This is a genomic window from Flavobacterium sp. SORGH_AS_0622 (assembly GCF_030818825.1).
Taxonomy (GTDB): domain Bacteria; phylum Bacteroidota; class Bacteroidia; order Flavobacteriales; family Flavobacteriaceae; genus Flavobacterium.
Window position 1 is genome coordinate 2,748,685 of sequence record NZ_JAUTAX010000001.1, and the last position, 15,599, is coordinate 2,764,283.

A 15,599-nucleotide genomic window follows, 5' to 3' on the forward strand; every position below is an offset into this window, starting at 1 on the left:
TTTGACTTCTTTTTTTCGACTGAACAAATACTCGCCGGGAAATACTCGCAATATTTTCCGGTTTTTTTTATTTACTTAGTTACGGTTACTTCATAGTTTTGGTTTATTTTGGTTATTTTATAATTCACATTCGATGTTTTACTGATAATATCCAGAAGGCGGTCTATAGGTTCTTGTTTTAAAACAACACCCGTAAACTTGATCTGCTCCAAGGATTTATTCTCAAACTTGACATTAAAGTTGTACCATCTGGACATCTTGGTCAAAATGCTTTTCAGGCTTTCGTTTTCAAAATAAAATCTGCCGTCTTTCCATGCCGTGTAAGCCGCAGGATCAACTTCTGTTATTTTGATTTCTTCATTTTTATGATATATTCTTGCCTGCTGTCCTGGTGTTAAAACAACAGACGTCTTTTCTGATTCAGTGGAAATACCTGAAACCTTAACTTTCCCTTCTGCAAGAGTTGCTGCAAATAATTGATCTTCTGTATAAGAACTCACATTAAAGTGTGTTCCTAATACTGTTACATTACCTGACTTTGTTTTTACAATAAAAGGACTGTGCGGATTTTTAGCTACTTCAAAATAAGCTTCTCCTTCAAGAGTAACTATTCTTTTATCTGAGCTGAATTCAACTGGATATTTCAAGGATGATTTTGAATTTAACCAAACCTTTGTGCCGTCCGAAAGGTTTACGGCATAGATACCGCCCACAGGAACTATTAAAGTATTATCCCCCGTTGAAGTTGTTCCGTTTAAATCTTTGGCATCATAAACCAAAACACTATTTACATTAGAGATCACACCATTTTTAGAAACAATTTTTTCCTTTTTTGGTTCTAAGGAAACAACTGTCCCATCTGCCAAAACCAAAGTTGGGTTATGGTATACTGGAGCAATGCTTCGAACTACTACTTCATTTTTTGGATTGATTTCACTATTTCTAAAAATAAATACAGCAGCAAGTCCAAGCAGGACTACAAAAACTGCTGCGTATTGTAGAAACTGTCTGTAGTTGAAAAATGAAATTACAGGTGTATGATCCTGCCTGATCTTTTCTCTGACTCTTGCAAAAGCGGCATCTGTATCAATACTGTTGTAAAATGCCTCTTTGGATTTTAAGGTTTCAAAGCGAATCAGCTTTTGATAATACTGCTGATTTTCCGGCACCGAAAGCCATTGCTGCAGTACAGCATTTTCTGCCGTAGATAAACCGCCCTCAGAAAGCTCTTTTCTTATAAGATCAGCGATTAGAAATTCTTTTTTTTCTAAAGACATATTTTTAATATTAAGTATCTATTATTAACACTTTAAGTAAATGTTATATAACTAAGAGTACCAAACACTAAAAAAGGGTGGAAAGATTTAAGTTAAATTTTCAAAAAAAATAAAAAAAACAGTAATTCTGGGTAATTTGTAAGTTTTGTCTTTAACAATTCAATAGCACGTGAACGTTGTGATTTGACAGTGTTTATAGAAATATTAAGCTGGAGTGCAATATCTTTGTATTTCATTCCTTCTAAGCACGAAAGTTCAAAAACTTCTTTACATTTTTCAGGTAGAGAATCTAAGGCAGTGATCAGGACAGCATAAACTTCCTCTTCGAGAATATTAAAATCAAATTCAAGCGCATTATCAGAAGCTTCATCCTCAAGCTTAACCTTTTTTTGCTGTTCTTTTAAGACTCCTAGAGAACCGCTTTTGACCATTTTGTAGATATACGATTTCACATCATCCACTTTTTCAAATTTCAAACGGTCCTCCCATAATTGCAGCATGACATTTTCAACTACTTCCTCTGCTTCAAATTTATCTTTCAAATATTTGAAACTATAGCTTACAAGTCTTGGATATAAGGAATAAAAAAGTTCCTTATAGTATTCCTCGTCAATTTTAATATGTTGCTGCTGTGGATTAATTTCTTTTCTGCTTTTATTGTAGCAAATATATATTTTTAATAAACAAAACTGCAATATCTGAAACCAATTGATATAAAATACCTAAAATCATTGCAAAAAAGCAGGAAAATAAACACTTTTTACGAGATTAATCTAATAAAGAGTTACAATTTAGTATTACAGTTTAATGCTGTATCATCTTTGAGTGTTTGAATATGAATAATAAAAAACATATGATTTTTAGTTTTGTTAAAATATTTCATTATTGCCCCCTTTTGTCTCATAAACTTATTACAGAAATGAAATCTTTGGATGTAGTTAGACTGCAAAAATATATCTAATAAAGGTTATGTTGTTTCATATTTAATGCCTAAATTGGTAATTATGAAAACAAATTCTGATGTATTAATTATTGGCGGCGGACTAGCTGGTTTAACAGCGGCTATACATCTATCACAAAAGAATTTGAAAATAACACTGCTTGAAAAATCAAGTTATCCCAGACATAAGGTTTGTGGCGAATATATTTCAAATGAGATTTTACCTTATCTGGTTTGGCTTGGCGCCGATGTTTCAGAACTTCATCCTACAGAAATCTCTAAATTTGAATTTACTGCTAATAACGGCAAAACAGCAAAAGCAGAACTTCCGTTAGGAGGATTTGGAATAAGCAGATATGCACTTGACGATTTCCTATATCATAAAGCATTAGCCAGCCACTGCACTATCTTTAAAGAAAATGTTACTGATGTTTCTTTTAGTAATGATATGTTTACCGTTACTACTTCAAATCAAATATTAACGGCTAAAATTGTTTTGGGCGCTTTTGGCAAACGCTCCAATGTAGATCAGGTTTTAGATCGGAACTTCTTTCATAAAAAATCACCGTGGCTGGCTGTAAAAGCACATTATTCGGGCAATCTTGATAATGATCTTGTAGCGTTACACAACTTTAAAGGCGGTTATTGCGGCGTTTCTAAAGTAGAAAACAATCTCATAAACATTTGTTATCTGGCAGATTACGCTACTTTTAAACAATATAAAAATATTGAGGATTACCAGCAGCATGTACTTTATAAAAACAAACATCTAAAATTTATTTTTGAAAACAGCAAACTTGTTTTTGATAAACCGCTTACCATAAGCCAGATTTCTTTTGAGAAAAAAAAGGCTGTAGAAAATCATATTATCATGATTGGCGATACGGCAGGACTTATTCATCCGCTGTGCGGCAACGGAATGGCGATGGCAATTCACAGCGCAAAAATAGCATCAGAATTGGTTGTAGAATATTTTTCGAATGAATCACTTTCCCGCGAAGAATTAGAAAAAAAATACACCAAAGAATGGAAGAAACACTTTGGAAAAAGATTATTTATGGGAAGAATCCTGGCCCGCATCTTAACCTATAAAACGATTACCAATTTGTTCATTACAATTTCAGCATCATTTCCCGCTCTTTTGAAAGGAATAATTAAACAAACACACGGAAAACCTATAGCAATTAATTAAATGTCCATAAATACCAAATACAGAACTCAGGAAACCGAAATAATGGATGATTTTTCTCTTCAGGGAGAAGAATTAAGGGCGGCACTTGATCAAATTGCAAACATTAATCAATTGCTCGGCGGGAATAAAGTTACACTTCACGGCGTAAAAACATTAGTAAAAAAGCTCGACAAAACTAAAACAATTACGATAGCTGATATTGGCTGTGGAAATGGTGATATGCTGCGAATGCTGGCAAAATTCGGTCAAAAAAACAAGCTTAATTTACAACTTATCGGAGTAGATGCTAATGAATTTACTGTAAATTATGCCAAAACATTATCTACAGAATATCAAAATATTGACTATAAATGCATGGATATTTTTAGTGAAGATTTTAAAGCTTTTAAGTATGATATTGTTCTATGCACCCTTACCCTGCACCACTTTTCAAATGAGGAAATATTAAATATAATTACTATCTTTAATAAGAATGCCGAAGCTGGAATCATTATCAATGACCTGCATCGAAGTAAAACAGCATACCGTCTTTTTGAACTGATCTGTTTTATTTTTAATCTGAACAGAATGTCGCGCGAAGATGGACTGGTATCAATTTTAAGAGGATTTAGAAAGAAAGAACTGGAAGAATTTTCTAAAAAAACAAATTTAAAAAACTATACCATAAACTGGAAATGGGCTTTCCGCTACCAGTGGATAATTACGAAAAAATGAGTGTAAAAATAGTTACTGCTGCCAAGCAGCTGCCACAATATTCACGTGAAACGGCCGATATAATTCCAATGCTGGAGGGCTGGCTTCACGGACAAGACGAACGTTTTATAAAAAAAGTAAAAAAGATATTTGAAGGTGCAGCCGTTGACAAACGTTATTCTATAATGGATCCAGCTGAAGTTTTTACTGCAACATCATTTGAAGAAAAAAATGACATTTATACTCGTGAAGTTATAATTTTAGGCGAGCAGGTGCTGCAGAATGCGCTCGAAAAAGCAAATTGGGATCCGCAGACGCTTGATTACATTATCACAGTAAGCTGTACTGGAATTATGATTCCCTCATTGGATGCTTACCTCATCAATAAAATGAATTTGAGACAGGATATTATCCGTCTTCCTGTTACAGAAATGGGTTGTGCTGCCGGAATATCCGGTATTATTTACGCCAAAAACTTTCTGAAAGCTAATCCCGGAAAACGTGCAGCAGTTATAGCTGTAGAATCACCAACAGCAACATTTCAGCTTGATGATTTTTCGATGCCGAATATTGTAAGCGCGGCTATTTTTGGAGATGGAGCTGCCTGTTGTTTACTTTCTTCTTATGAAGAAGATTACGGCCCGGAAATTTTGAGCGAAGAAATGTATCATTTTTATGAAGCAGAACACATGATGGGATTTAAACTGACAAATACAGGCTTACAAATGGTTCTAGATATTGAAGTTCCCGACACGATTGCATCGCATTTTGGTGCTATTATTCACCCGTTTTTGGAGAAAAATAATTTAGAAATTAAAGACATTGACCACATGATATTTCATCCTGGTGGCAAAAAAATAGTCAATACGGTAGAATCGCTTTTTTCCGGATTAGGAAAAAACATAGATGATACCAAAGAAGTTCTCAAACAATACGGCAATATGTCAAGCGCAACTGTATTATATGTTTTAGAACGAATTATGGACGGAAATCCAAAATCAGGAGAAAAAGGTTTGATGCTTAGTTTTGGTCCGGGATTTTCAGCACAAAGGGTTTTATTGCAATGGTAATTAGAACATAAATAATGAAAGCACAAGATATTATAGCGCAGTTACCTTACAGCAAACCTTTTTTGTTTGTTGACGAACTGCTTCATGTTGATGAAAATAGCATTACCGGAACGTATACTTTTAATGAAAACCTTGATTTTTACAAAGGTCATTTTAAAGATAACCCTGTAACTCCAGGTGTAATCCTGACAGAAACCATGGCGCAGATTGGTATGGTTTGCCTTGGCATTTACCTGCTCGGTGATAGTTTTAATAAAGATACAGTAATTGCTTTTACCTCTGCCGATATGCAGTTTTTAAAGCCCGTATATCCAAATGAGAAAGTAACGGTAACTTCTCAAAAATCATTTTTCAGATTTGGAAAACTGAAGTGTGATGTCATTATGAAAAACGAAGCCGGACAAGAAGTCTGTAAAGGTATTTTGGCTGGTATGATTACTAATAAATTATGAAGAAGCGAGTTGTGATAACAGGATTAGGCGTTGCAGCTCCCAACGGAGTTGGAATTGAAGCGTTTAGTCATTCCATAAAAAACGGAATATCTGGAATTCGGCATGATGCACAACTACAGGAATTGCAGTTCTCTTGTCAGATTGCTGGTCAGCCTCAAATATCTGAAAAACTTAAATCACAATATTTTACAGAACTGGAACTTCGCGGTTTTAACAGCACGGGCATTTTATATGGTGTAATTGCAGGTATGGAAGCCTGGGAAAATGCGGGATTATCAATAGAAGTTAATGAAGAACCCGATTGGGACAGCGGTACTATTTTTGGCTCTGGAACATCTGGTATCGATAAATTCCGCGAAAGCATTTATAAAATAGACGAATTACAGGTGCGAAGGTTAGGCAGCACTGTTGTAGCACAAACCATGAACAGCGGCATAAGTGCCTATTTGGGTGGAAAGTTAGGACTCGGAAATCAGGTTACCACCAACTCATCTGCCTGCGCAACTGGTACAGAGGCTATAATGATGGCCTATGATCGAATACAATCCGGACTGGCAAAACGCATACTGGCGGGAAGTACAGGCGACAGTGGTCCTTATATTTGGGCGGGTTTTGATGCCTTACGTGTCTGCAGTTCAAAATATAATGATAATCCAGAACAAGGTTCACGTCCTATGAGTGCCACGGCTGCAGGATTTGTGCCTGGAAGCGGTGCCGGCGCATTAGTAATAGAAGATTTAGAAACTGCTTTAAAACGCGGAGCAACTATTTATGCCGAAATATTAGGCGGAAGTGTAAACTCAGGAGGACAGCGCGGTAACGGAAGTATGACAGCTCCCAACGGCACAGCAGTACAGCGATGTATTACAACTGCAATTGAAAATTCCGGTATCTCTGCTGATGCTATTGACGCTATAAACGGACATCTAACCGCCACTACAAAGGACAGTTTTGAAATTGAAAACTGGACAAAAGCACTAAACAGAAAGGGCACTAACTTTCCGTATATCAATTCCTTAAAAAGCATGACCGGACATTGTCTAAGCGCAGCCGGAAGTATCGAAAGTGTCGCCACAGTATTGCAGCTTCATGAAGGTTTTGTTTTTGGAAATACCAATTGCGAAGATCTTCATCCGGAAATTACGGCGCTTATTGATTCCTCAAAAGTGCCTTCAAAAACAATTACTATAAATCCTAAAATAATTGCCAAAGCAAGTTTTGGTTTTGGCGATGTAAATGCTTGTATAATTTTAAAAAAATTTCAAAAATAGATATATGAACAAAGAAGAACTTATCGCCAAACTAAAACAAATTATAAAGCCTTATACCACAAATACAGAAGCATACGATAACCTAACTGAAAATACTGACTTCATTAATGATTTGAGTATCAATTCGGCTAATCTGGTTGACATCGTTCTTGATATTGAAGAAGCTTTTGATGTTGTAATTGATAACACCGATATGGAGCGAATGCTTGATGTTAAAACTGCGGTAGAAATTATAGAAACCAAACTGGCTGAAAAATGATTGGCAATGATGTCATAGATATCCAGCAATCTCGCAAGGAAAGCAATTGGCAACGCAAGGGTTACATAGAAAAACTATTTACTCCCGAAGAACAGTTGCTAATTGCAAACTCTTTAGATCCGGAAAGCATGGTTTGGATACTTTGGAGCATGAAAGAAGCTGCCTATAAAGTCTATAATCGCAAAACCAAAATAAGGGAATATATTCCTAAAAAACTTGAATGCTTTATAGAGTCACAAAATCATGATTTTATAAGTGGAAAAGTTATTTGTTCCGAAAATACATACTACACTAAAACATTTCTTTCGAAAGACTACATTCATACTATTGCAGCCTGCGTTTTAGATAACCTCAACCGTGTGATAGAGATTGAAAAGAAATCAATTTTTAAAGACAGAAATAATATTCCTTATTTTGTTTCTTTAGAAAATAGGTTTCAGGATGTCTCAGTAAGCCATCACGGCCGATTTGAAAAAGTGATAACTATAAATATTCAAAAGCAAGAGAGTAATCTCTTCGCTAAAACCTGCTGATTTCGTTTATTCTTTTACAGATATCGTAAACAACATTTACTTCATAATTACAGTTTATATTCCCCAACTATTCAGTAACAAATCAATTGCAACGATATTCCTCAAAGATCTTATAAAAAAAGGAAGTATAATTCTTTATAATCAAAAGCCTGCAAATGAATATCTGCAGGCTTTGATTTGATGATGAAAGCTGATTATATATTAGCACTTTACTAATAATCTATAATTACTTGTTTTCAATACTTGGCGGAATTAATTTGTACATAACAGGCGTAACAATCCTTGATAATATTGTCGAACTGATTAGTCCTCCAATTAAAACAATTGCAAGCGGCGCAATTAAAGGATTTGAATTCAGAGCTATGGGAATTAAACCACAGATTGCTGTAATAGATGTTAACACCACTGGCAGAAAACGGGTTTCTCCCGCGATAGAGATGGCTTCATCTATTGAATGCCCTTCCTGCCTTAACTGATTGGTAAAATCAACCAGCAGTAATGAATTTTTCACCTGTATTCCCGAAAGACCGATAAAGCCGATAATTGCAACCAGCGACATTGGACTTCCATTTATGAGCAGCAGCACAACACCTCCTAAAATTCCTAATGGTATAATGGAAAGTACAATAATGATTCCTTTAAAGGTTTTAAACTGAAGCAGTAATACGGCAATAAATAAAAAGGTGCTTAAAATAATTACCGCCAGGAAGTTTCCTCCAAGCGCATCACCTTCCGATTCTTTTTCACCTGATAATTTATAATAATATCCTTTTGGCATTTTCAACTCATCCAGTTTAGGAATAATATGAGTCAATAAATCATTCGCGTAATAACCTTTAGCGGATAAAGCAGTTACTTTTGAAAAACGGGATTTATTAAAATGATTAATTGCAGTTGGCGAAGTTTCAAAAGAAATTTCAGCAATCTGGTTAAGTGCTATAGGAGTTCCCTGCAGATTATTGACATAGAGATTTTTCAAAGCATCAAGGTTCGAGAATTTATCTCTTGGCAATGTCAGCGTTACATTTCTAGCATCTCCCCTGTCATCAATATAATCCCCGACGGTCAGTCCTGCTACTGAAAGGCGGATTACTTTATCTACTTCACTGGTCAGGACACCCAATGTTCTAGCTTTTTCTTTATTAATTTTTATTTTAACGTCCGTTTTGTAAGTATTCAACTCGTTGTTGATGTATACGGTTCCTTCCTGATTTCTTAAGATAGTTTCTACCTCAGAGGAAAGTCTCCGTAAAACTTCTTGGTCTTCACCAAAGAGCCTCACCACAATATTGGCTTCTAATGGTGTTCCCTGCTCAAAATCTTTTACTTCAACCTTAGCATAAGGCATCGTTTTAAATTTAGTTCGCAATTCTTCAATCAAAGCCGTTTTCTCTGATGGTTTTGCTTCATCTTCCATTTGGACAAAAATCTGGGCAAAGTCTGGTTTTCTGTCCTGAGGATGTACATTATAGTAAATCTGGGGATTCCCCTTACCCACATTGGAGGTATAATACACAATTTCCTTGTGGTTTTTCAACTCCGCTTCTACAATTTTGGTAACGCGGTCACTCTCTAAAATATTGGCTTGAAGCGGCAGTTTGATATTTACAAGAAACATTGGCTTCTCTGAAGTTGGAAACAACTTAAAACCCGTCACTTTAAAAAGGCCAAAAGCAGTAATACTCAAAATTATAGAAATGGCAATAGTAGTTCGTGGATATTTTAATGCTTTAGGCATGATATCACGATAAGACCTGGTTAGGAATTTCTGCAGATACTGGAGAAAAATATTACCGCCTGCATGATCATGCGTTTTTAAAAATCGGCTACCTAAAAATGGCACTAAAGTCAGCGCTACAATCATAGAGGCTAATACACTGGTGATAACCGCCATTGGAAGGCTTCTAATAAACTCTCCCGAAACATCTGGCAGAAAAGCCAGCGGTAAAAAAGCAATAATAAGCGTTGCGGTGCAGCCCACAACTGCAATTCCTATTTGTTGTGTCCCCTTTAAGACTGCATCCATTTTAGAGTGTCCTTCCCTGAGCCATCGTTCTATATTTTCGACTACCACAATACTGTCATCAACTAGTAACCCCAAAGCCACTACAAGACCGACAATACTCAGCTGATTTAAAGAAAAACCAAATGCATTCATTGCAATCAAACCCAAGGCGAGTGATAAAGGAATGGAGATCATAACGATTCCTGAAGCTCTTAGCCCTAACGGAAGTAAAGTAATGATTACTAAAACAATAGCAAGTGTAAAATCGAATCCCAAATGTCCTAAACGCTGCGATACCATATTAGCCTGATCGAAGCTTTTTACCAGTTTTATGTTTGGAGGTAAATCTTGAGAGAACTCATCTATAATTGGGAGAAATTCTTTCTGTACATCGGTAATGTTTACATTGTCTTTCATTCCCGCAGTTACCAGTACACATCTATGACCATTGATGCGGGTAATATGGTCTACAACCTGCGACTTGTAACCTACTTGGGCTACATCCTTCATATAAATTATTTTTCCATTTGCATTGTAAATTACCGTATTGGCTACATCATCAGCATTTTTAAATTTGCCGCTGGTTTTGACATTAAATATTTTACTATCCAGATCAATGCTTCCTCCAGGAATATCGGCTGCTTCGCTCTGCAGACTTCCCATCACTGCATTTAATGGAATTTTAAGCTGAGCCAGTTTTTCCATTTGCAAATCTATACGAATTTCCTGCTCTGGAATTCCCGAATATTTTACATCTTTAAGGTTGGTTATTTTCTCAATTTTAGACTTAAGCCTATCCGCCTCATCTCGAAGTTTTTTATCTGATGCATTTTCTGAAACCAAAGCAACTTGAAGGATTTTCACATCTGAAGACGCTATTTTTTCGGTTTTAATCTGATAAATATCTTTAGGAAGCTCACTACTTTTAAGGGCATTCATTTCTGTTGAGATTTCTTGATACTTGTTATCCACATCTACTCCATATTTAAATTTCACCTGAAAAGCGGCTACTCCGTCCTCTACCGTAGTTAAGATTTTTTCTATGTTTTCCAGTCCGTAAATTTTATTCTCGATCGGTTTTACGACTTGTTCCTCCATATCTTTAGGGCTGGTGCCGGGATAGATTACCGTAATAAGATACTGAGGAGGATGTGTTGAAGGATCTTCTGCTCTGGGCATTGTAAATAATGTCAGACAGCCTACTACGGCAACCAGTAAAAATATAATCAATGTAAACTGATAATTTTTAACAGCAAAGTTTGTTATTTTCATGATAGCGCTTATTTAATGATCTTGATGGTTGACTGTTCATTAAGATACGCACTGTTAGAGATCACAATCTGATCTGTTTTCTGAAGCCCATCTTTAATAAATACCTTATTGTTCTCGAATTTATGGATAGTAACCGGCTGGCGTTTTACTTTATTGTTTTCAACAATAAAAACAAAAGCTTTGTTTCCATCAGCCTCTATTAGTGAATTGTAAGGAATGATGACAAAATCCTCAGAATGCTCTGCTTTTATTTCTGCCTTACCAAACATTCCCACAGCTGCCTTGCTTTTTTTAAGGCTCAGCTTCAATTCTGCCTGAAAAGAACCTAATGCTGCATCTGCCGCCTGTGATTTTCTAAAAACAAAGGCATCAAAACGTTCGTCAGGATATCCATCAAGAGTAACAACAGCTTTCTGCCCTGCTTTCACAACTGCCCATTCTTTATCTGTTAATCCCACTTTTAGCACATAATTATTATTCTGGCTTGTTTCATTTATAGCCAGAATTGGAGATCCCGGACCAACTACTTCTCCCTCATTTGCTATTTTTTTAGATACAAAACCATCGGCAGCAGCATATATTTTAGAATAACGTGCATTAAAAGCAACTGCATCTTTCTGCTTTCTGGCAATATCAAGCCCCGTTTTTGTGTTTTCAAGCTGCTCTAAAGTATATACACTATCTTTATAAAGATTACTCGCTCGTTTATAGTCGCGTTCATATTTTTTTACGTTCAGATCGGTCTGATTCAAACCTGCATTGATTTCTGTTTCGTCTAAGGATGCTAGAAGCTGACCTTTCTTAAAAAACTGACCTTCTTCCACATAGATACGATTTATTATTCCTCCAATTTTAAATCCGTAATTGGCTTGGTTTTCGGTTGTCACCAAACCAGATGCACTGATATTACTGTTAAGTGCCAATGATTGGACAGAAGCCGTTTTAACGGGAATAATATCAGCACTTTCAAATGGTGAATTTTCCTTTTTTTCCTCTTTACAGGCATAAAAAAAAGGTAAAGCAAAAAGTACTATCAGTATTTTTTTACTGTGTGGTATAAAACTGTTTTTTAGATATTTGTAAACCGAGCCTGAAAGAGGAACGGTTAAATTAATTCTTGATTTCATGATTTTAAGTTTATTAATTAAAAGTAAAGGTTGCATTAGCTCTTTCTAATTCTGCAAAAGCAATCCACGAATTATAAAGCGATATATTGGTATTCAGCTGCGCGTTCACCCATTGGTTTTGAGCATCAAGAAGTTCAATATAAATCGCCTGCCCCTGCTTGTATAATTTGGTAATATCCTCATTGTATTTTTTAGCAGCTACTTTTTGATTTTTATCGGCGTAGAACTGTTCCAAAGCTGACTTTAAATTATGCTGTGAAACCTGAAACTGAAGCAGTAACTGCTGTTTTACATTATCAGTTTGAGAACTTATTTTTTTACTTTCTTCTTCGACTTGTTTGAGCCTGTATTTATTTTTATTGCCCGAAAAAATAGTCCACTCTATAGCTGCACCAGCGAAATAATATCTGGATTGTTTGTTTACTTCAAAATCAAAATCTTGAATACCGAAGTCAGCAAAACCATTTAGTTTTGGCAGCCAAAACGAGCTGGTAAGTCTGCTTACATTTTCATTTATTTCTTTTACCTGATTAAGCTTTTGAAGTTCTTCTCTATTTTGGGTATTTTCCTCATTGGCATCAATTGGTGGAGCATCATTTTCTTCTGCTTCAATCGCTGTATCGAGTTTTTGATTCAGTAAAAAGTTAAAATACGACTTGGCATTATTACTGGTCTGCTTGGCAGTTTCTAAATTGGCTTGTATTCTAATTACCTCATTATCGCTTCGTAAAACTGCAGTTCTGTTTATTTTCTCATTTTTGTATAAAGACTGGTTTACCCTTTGATTTTCCTTTACCAAGGCCAGGGCATCCTCATAAATTTTGATTCCCTCGACAGACTGCAGGTATTTGTAATAAGCAATTTTTATTTCCTTTACTAACTCTCTTTGATATATGGCGAGTTCTATTTTTTGCAGTGAAGTCTGCTGGCTCTTAATTCTCTTATTATAAATAATTTCAAAATTCAGCAACGGCATTGTTGTATGAATCTTAGCATCATAAAAATTATCAGGATTAATTAAAACAGACTGATTTTCTAAAGCTGGAAAAGCGTTCGAGTTGGTTATCTGGTTTAATGTATTGTAAACTGGATTAAGCATATCGCCTATTGGTATATCAATTGTTCTTCCCCCCTCCGCTTTCGTGTAAGTCCCGTTTAAGGAAACAGTAGGATAAAATAAAGAATGTGCTTCTTTCAGAGCGTACATACTTTTGTTGATGTCAAAATTATGCTGCTTAATAACTTCGTTGTTCTTAAGACCAGTCTCTATATAACTGTCGAGCTTGTTCTGTGAATACCCTAAAAATCCCAGAAAGAGTATTGCAAAAGTTAATTTTATTTTCATTTATTATACATTGTTTATAATTTGAACGTTGTTCATTTTTTTGAGCAAAAAAAAATTTAAAGCTTTTCTATTATTTTTAAAAATTCATTATATCCATCATATAAAATGGTATCTGGGTTGGTAAATTTCACTCCTTTTGTTCTCTGTCTGATTTCAAGACAGCACATACCATGGACTAAGCTCCAAACCATAAAAGACAAACCCTCTACCTCATGATCTTTAAAATGACCCTGATCAATGCATTCTTCGATAGTTTTTTTTACGTAATTAAACGTAACGGCACCTTCATCCCAATTCTCATTATCAGAACTTTCAAGAAATTCCATTGGTGCCTTTAAATTAAACATCAAATCATACATTTCAGAGTTTTCAAGGGCAAATTTTATATAGGTAAATCCCATTTTTTTTAATCGCTCTTTTGGATCTTCGATTGTAATTAAGTCCTGAAAATAACTACCTAATTCCTGAAAACCAATTGAATGCAAATCGTGCAGAATAGCATTTTTATCCTTAAAATAAACATAAACCGTCCCTACACTATAATCAATCTCTTCTGCTATGTTTCTAATGGTTGTCTGTTCAATTCCTTTTTCAACGAAAAGCTTTTTAGCACCTTTTAATATCAATGCTCTTAACGCTTCTTTTTCTCGTGCTTTTCTATCTACTGTACTCATCCTATTTCTATTGCTCAGCAAAATTATGATTTGAGGCAAAGATATAAAATAAAATGAACGTTGTTCATTATTTATACAGCAAAATATTTTTTGATTAAATCAAGAACGAAGTTTAGCCACAACACCCTTATGGTTCAATAATTTATAGGCAGCTTTCGGCAAAAATCGGTTCAACCAATAAATTGCTTTCGTATCTCCCACACGTATGGTATAAGTATCGTTTTTTATTGCTTTTATTAAAGCATCAATCAACACATCTGGTGTTATAGATTTGCCTTCCATATTTTCAGACAAATTTGTTTTTACCAGTGGCGGCAGTAATTCGAATACTTTTAATCGGCTTCCTATTATCTGTAAATGATCTCGCAGCGCTTCTGTATAGAAACGTACTGCAGCTTTGGATGCTGAATAAGTAGGAACAAGATTAGAGGGCGTGTAACTTAAAATAGAACTTGTATTAATAATTGCCGCTTCCTTTCTCGATTTCAACATGTCCATAAAAAGATCATTTAATAAAATAACGCCTAAATAATTGGTATTAATTTCCATAGAGGCTTTCTCAAAATGTTTAGAACTGCTTAGACCTAAATTATCCTGCCCATTCATGATTCCAGCATTATTATAAAGTATGTCAATACCTCCAAGTTCACTGATTTGATTGTACAAACTCAAAGCAGCTTCCTGACTTGATGCATCGCTGTTGATAGTGATTAAAGAAGGATATTTTTTTTTGGCAAGCGCTAATTTTACCTGATCTCTTCCCGTAATAATAACTTTTGCTCCCTGCTCAATAAATTGCTTTGCAGCTTCTAATCCGATGCCAGCAGAGCCGCCAGTGATTAATATCGTCTTTCCGTTTAATTCCATAATTTTTATTATAAATATTATTATTTGTATATTTGCTTGCAAAATGAAAGTGCAAATATAAAAACATTTACTTGCGAAATGCAAGTGAATTTAAATTTATTTTATGAAAACTCCAAAAAAAAGATCAGACTGTCCTGTAAGTTATTCGCTTGAAGCCTTTGGCGACAAGTGGTCACTGCTCATTGTAAGGGATTTAATGCTGCACAAAAAATGCACCTATGGCGAATTGGCAAAATCTGACGAGAAGATAGCAACTAATATTTTAGCAGCCCGCCTTCTTTCATTAGAGGAAAATGGAATTATCCAAAAATTGGAACATCCAGAGAGTAAAGCCAAAGTATTATATCAGTTAACACAGAAAGGAATAGATTTAATTCCCATAATTGTTGAAATTAATTTATGGGCGGAAAAGTATACCGAAATACCCGAGAGTAGAAAAGAATTAGTAGCCCAAATGAATGCTGATAAAGAAGGATTTATTAGAAAGAGCATTGATGAACTCACCACAAATATCAATTTTTGAATACAAAAAATTAATACACAATTAAAATTATGAAAAAGCCAGAAAATTTAGATTCTCTGGCTTTTTTTATTCTTAAAAATTTATTGTCAAATGTTAAAC

The 15,599-nt window shown here is 35.1% G+C and carries 15 protein-coding genes; 8 read left to right on the top strand and 7 right to left on the bottom strand.

The window, feature by feature from the left end; translation table 11 throughout:
* Nucleotides 1-71: 71 nt before the first annotated feature.
* Nucleotides 72-1,277: a FecR family protein gene (locus QE431_RS11960; protein ID WP_307296099.1), complete on the bottom strand. Its 1,206-nt coding sequence runs from the start codon at nt 1,275-1,277 to the stop codon at nt 72-74.
* A gap of 92 nt (nt 1,278-1,369) precedes the next feature.
* The gene (locus QE431_RS11965; protein WP_057116027.1) at nt 1,370-1,972 is read right to left on the bottom strand and encodes an RNA polymerase sigma-70 factor; all 603 of its coding nucleotides are present in this window, start codon (nt 1,970-1,972) and stop codon (nt 1,370-1,372) included.
* Nucleotides 1,973-2,281: 309 nt separating this feature from the next.
* Between QE431_RS11965 and QE431_RS11970 the strand changes: the two genes are divergently transcribed.
* From QE431_RS11970 to QE431_RS12000, 7 genes are read left to right on the top strand one after another with little or no spacing between them, the layout of a single operon-like run.
* Nucleotides 2,282-3,409: an NAD(P)/FAD-dependent oxidoreductase gene (locus tag QE431_RS11970; protein WP_307296100.1), complete on the top strand. Its 1,128-nt coding sequence runs from the start codon at nt 2,282-2,284 to the stop codon at nt 3,407-3,409.
* Nucleotides 3,410-4,123 (top strand): methyltransferase domain-containing protein, encoded by a 714-nt coding sequence (locus QE431_RS11975; protein WP_307296102.1) that lies wholly within the window; start codon nt 3,410-3,412, stop codon nt 4,121-4,123. It abuts the gene before it with no gap.
* Nucleotides 4,120-5,172 carry a type III polyketide synthase gene (locus QE431_RS11980; RefSeq protein WP_307296105.1) on the top strand — a complete coding sequence of 351 codons (1,053 nt, stop codon included), beginning with the start codon at nt 4,120-4,122 and terminating at the stop codon, nt 5,170-5,172. Before QE431_RS11975 ends, QE431_RS11980 begins: the two co-directional genes overlap by 4 nt.
* A gap of 14 nt (nt 5,173-5,186) precedes the next feature.
* A complete protein-coding gene (locus tag QE431_RS11985) occupies nt 5,187-5,624 on the top strand; it encodes a 3-hydroxyacyl-ACP dehydratase FabZ family protein (protein ID WP_307296107.1) in 438 nt (145 codons plus the stop codon).
* Nucleotides 5,621-6,895 (top strand): beta-ketoacyl synthase, encoded by a 1,275-nt coding sequence (locus QE431_RS11990; protein WP_307296110.1) that lies wholly within the window; start codon nt 5,621-5,623, stop codon nt 6,893-6,895. The genes QE431_RS11985 and QE431_RS11990 overlap by 4 nt, the downstream gene beginning before the upstream one ends.
* A gap of 4 nt (nt 6,896-6,899) precedes the next feature.
* Entirely contained in the window at nt 6,900-7,154 is a 255-nt protein-coding gene (locus tag QE431_RS11995) for an acyl carrier protein (RefSeq protein WP_281865786.1), read from the top strand.
* Nucleotides 7,151-7,687 (top strand): 4'-phosphopantetheinyl transferase superfamily protein, encoded by a 537-nt coding sequence (locus QE431_RS12000; RefSeq protein WP_307296114.1) that lies wholly within the window; start codon nt 7,151-7,153, stop codon nt 7,685-7,687. Before QE431_RS11995 ends, QE431_RS12000 begins: the two co-directional genes overlap by 4 nt.
* A gap of 226 nt (nt 7,688-7,913) precedes the next feature.
* Here the strand turns inward: QE431_RS12000 and QE431_RS12005 are convergent, their stop codons facing one another.
* The 5 genes from QE431_RS12005 to QE431_RS12025 form a co-directional block, all read right to left on the bottom strand.
* On the bottom strand, nt 7,914-10,964 hold the full coding sequence (locus tag QE431_RS12005; RefSeq protein ID WP_307296115.1) for an efflux RND transporter permease subunit: 3,051 nt from the start codon (nt 10,962-10,964) through the stop codon (nt 7,914-7,916).
* An 8-nt stretch (nt 10,965-10,972) separates the two neighbouring features.
* Nucleotides 10,973-12,091 (bottom strand): efflux RND transporter periplasmic adaptor subunit, encoded by a 1,119-nt coding sequence (locus QE431_RS12010; protein WP_307296118.1) that lies wholly within the window; start codon nt 12,089-12,091, stop codon nt 10,973-10,975.
* Nucleotides 12,092-12,104: 13 nt separating this feature from the next.
* On the bottom strand, nt 12,105-13,436 hold the full coding sequence (locus tag QE431_RS12015; RefSeq protein WP_307296121.1) for a TolC family protein: 1,332 nt from the start codon (nt 13,434-13,436) through the stop codon (nt 12,105-12,107).
* Nucleotides 13,437-13,492: 56 nt separating this feature from the next.
* On the bottom strand, nt 13,493-14,110 hold the full coding sequence (locus QE431_RS12020) for a TetR/AcrR family transcriptional regulator (RefSeq protein ID WP_281865791.1): 618 nt from the start codon (nt 14,108-14,110) through the stop codon (nt 13,493-13,495).
* 99 nt (nt 14,111-14,209) lie between these two features.
* Nucleotides 14,210-14,977 (bottom strand): SDR family oxidoreductase, encoded by a 768-nt coding sequence (locus tag QE431_RS12025; protein ID WP_307296125.1) that lies wholly within the window; start codon nt 14,975-14,977, stop codon nt 14,210-14,212.
* Nucleotides 14,978-15,080: 103 nt separating this feature from the next.
* Here QE431_RS12025 and QE431_RS12030 point away from each other — a divergent pair, with 103 nt between their 5' ends.
* Complete coding sequence (locus QE431_RS12030) at nt 15,081-15,500, top strand: helix-turn-helix domain-containing protein (protein WP_307296128.1); 420 nt, start codon at nt 15,081-15,083, stop codon at nt 15,498-15,500.
* Nucleotides 15,501-15,599 lie beyond the last annotated feature (99 nt).

Bases quoted from the DNA above. Each gene is read 5' to 3' on its own strand.
- QE431_RS11990 (WP_307296110.1), top strand. From the start codon at position 5,621: ATGAAGAAGCGAGTTGTGATAACAGGATTAGGCGTTGCAGCTCCCAAC.
- QE431_RS12005 (WP_307296115.1), bottom strand. From the start codon at position 10,964: ATGAAAATAACAAACTTTGCTGTTAAAAATTATCAGTTTACATTGATT.
- QE431_RS12020 (WP_281865791.1), bottom strand. From the start codon at position 14,110: ATGAGTACAGTAGATAGAAAAGCACGAGAAAAAGAAGCGTTAAGAGCA.
- QE431_RS12025 (WP_307296125.1), bottom strand. From the start codon at position 14,977: ATGGAATTAAACGGAAAGACGATATTAATCACTGGCGGCTCTGCTGGC.
- QE431_RS11980 (WP_307296105.1), top strand. From the start codon at position 4,120: ATGAGTGTAAAAATAGTTACTGCTGCCAAGCAGCTGCCACAATATTCA.
- QE431_RS12030 (WP_307296128.1), top strand. From the start codon at position 15,081: ATGAAAACTCCAAAAAAAAGATCAGACTGTCCTGTAAGTTATTCGCTT.
- QE431_RS11985 (WP_307296107.1), top strand. From the start codon at position 5,187: ATGAAAGCACAAGATATTATAGCGCAGTTACCTTACAGCAAACCTTTT.
- QE431_RS11960 (WP_307296099.1), bottom strand. From the start codon at position 1,277: ATGTCTTTAGAAAAAAAAGAATTTCTAATCGCTGATCTTATAAGAAAA.
- QE431_RS11975 (WP_307296102.1), top strand. From the start codon at position 3,410: ATGTCCATAAATACCAAATACAGAACTCAGGAAACCGAAATAATGGAT.
- QE431_RS12015 (WP_307296121.1), bottom strand. From the start codon at position 13,436: ATGAAAATAAAATTAACTTTTGCAATACTCTTTCTGGGATTTTTAGGG.
- QE431_RS12010 (WP_307296118.1), bottom strand. From the start codon at position 12,091: ATGAAATCAAGAATTAATTTAACCGTTCCTCTTTCAGGCTCGGTTTAC.
- QE431_RS11970 (WP_307296100.1), top strand. From the start codon at position 2,282: ATGAAAACAAATTCTGATGTATTAATTATTGGCGGCGGACTAGCTGGT.
- QE431_RS12000 (WP_307296114.1), top strand. From the start codon at position 7,151: ATGATTGGCAATGATGTCATAGATATCCAGCAATCTCGCAAGGAAAGC.
- QE431_RS11995 (WP_281865786.1), top strand. From the start codon at position 6,900: ATGAACAAAGAAGAACTTATCGCCAAACTAAAACAAATTATAAAGCCT.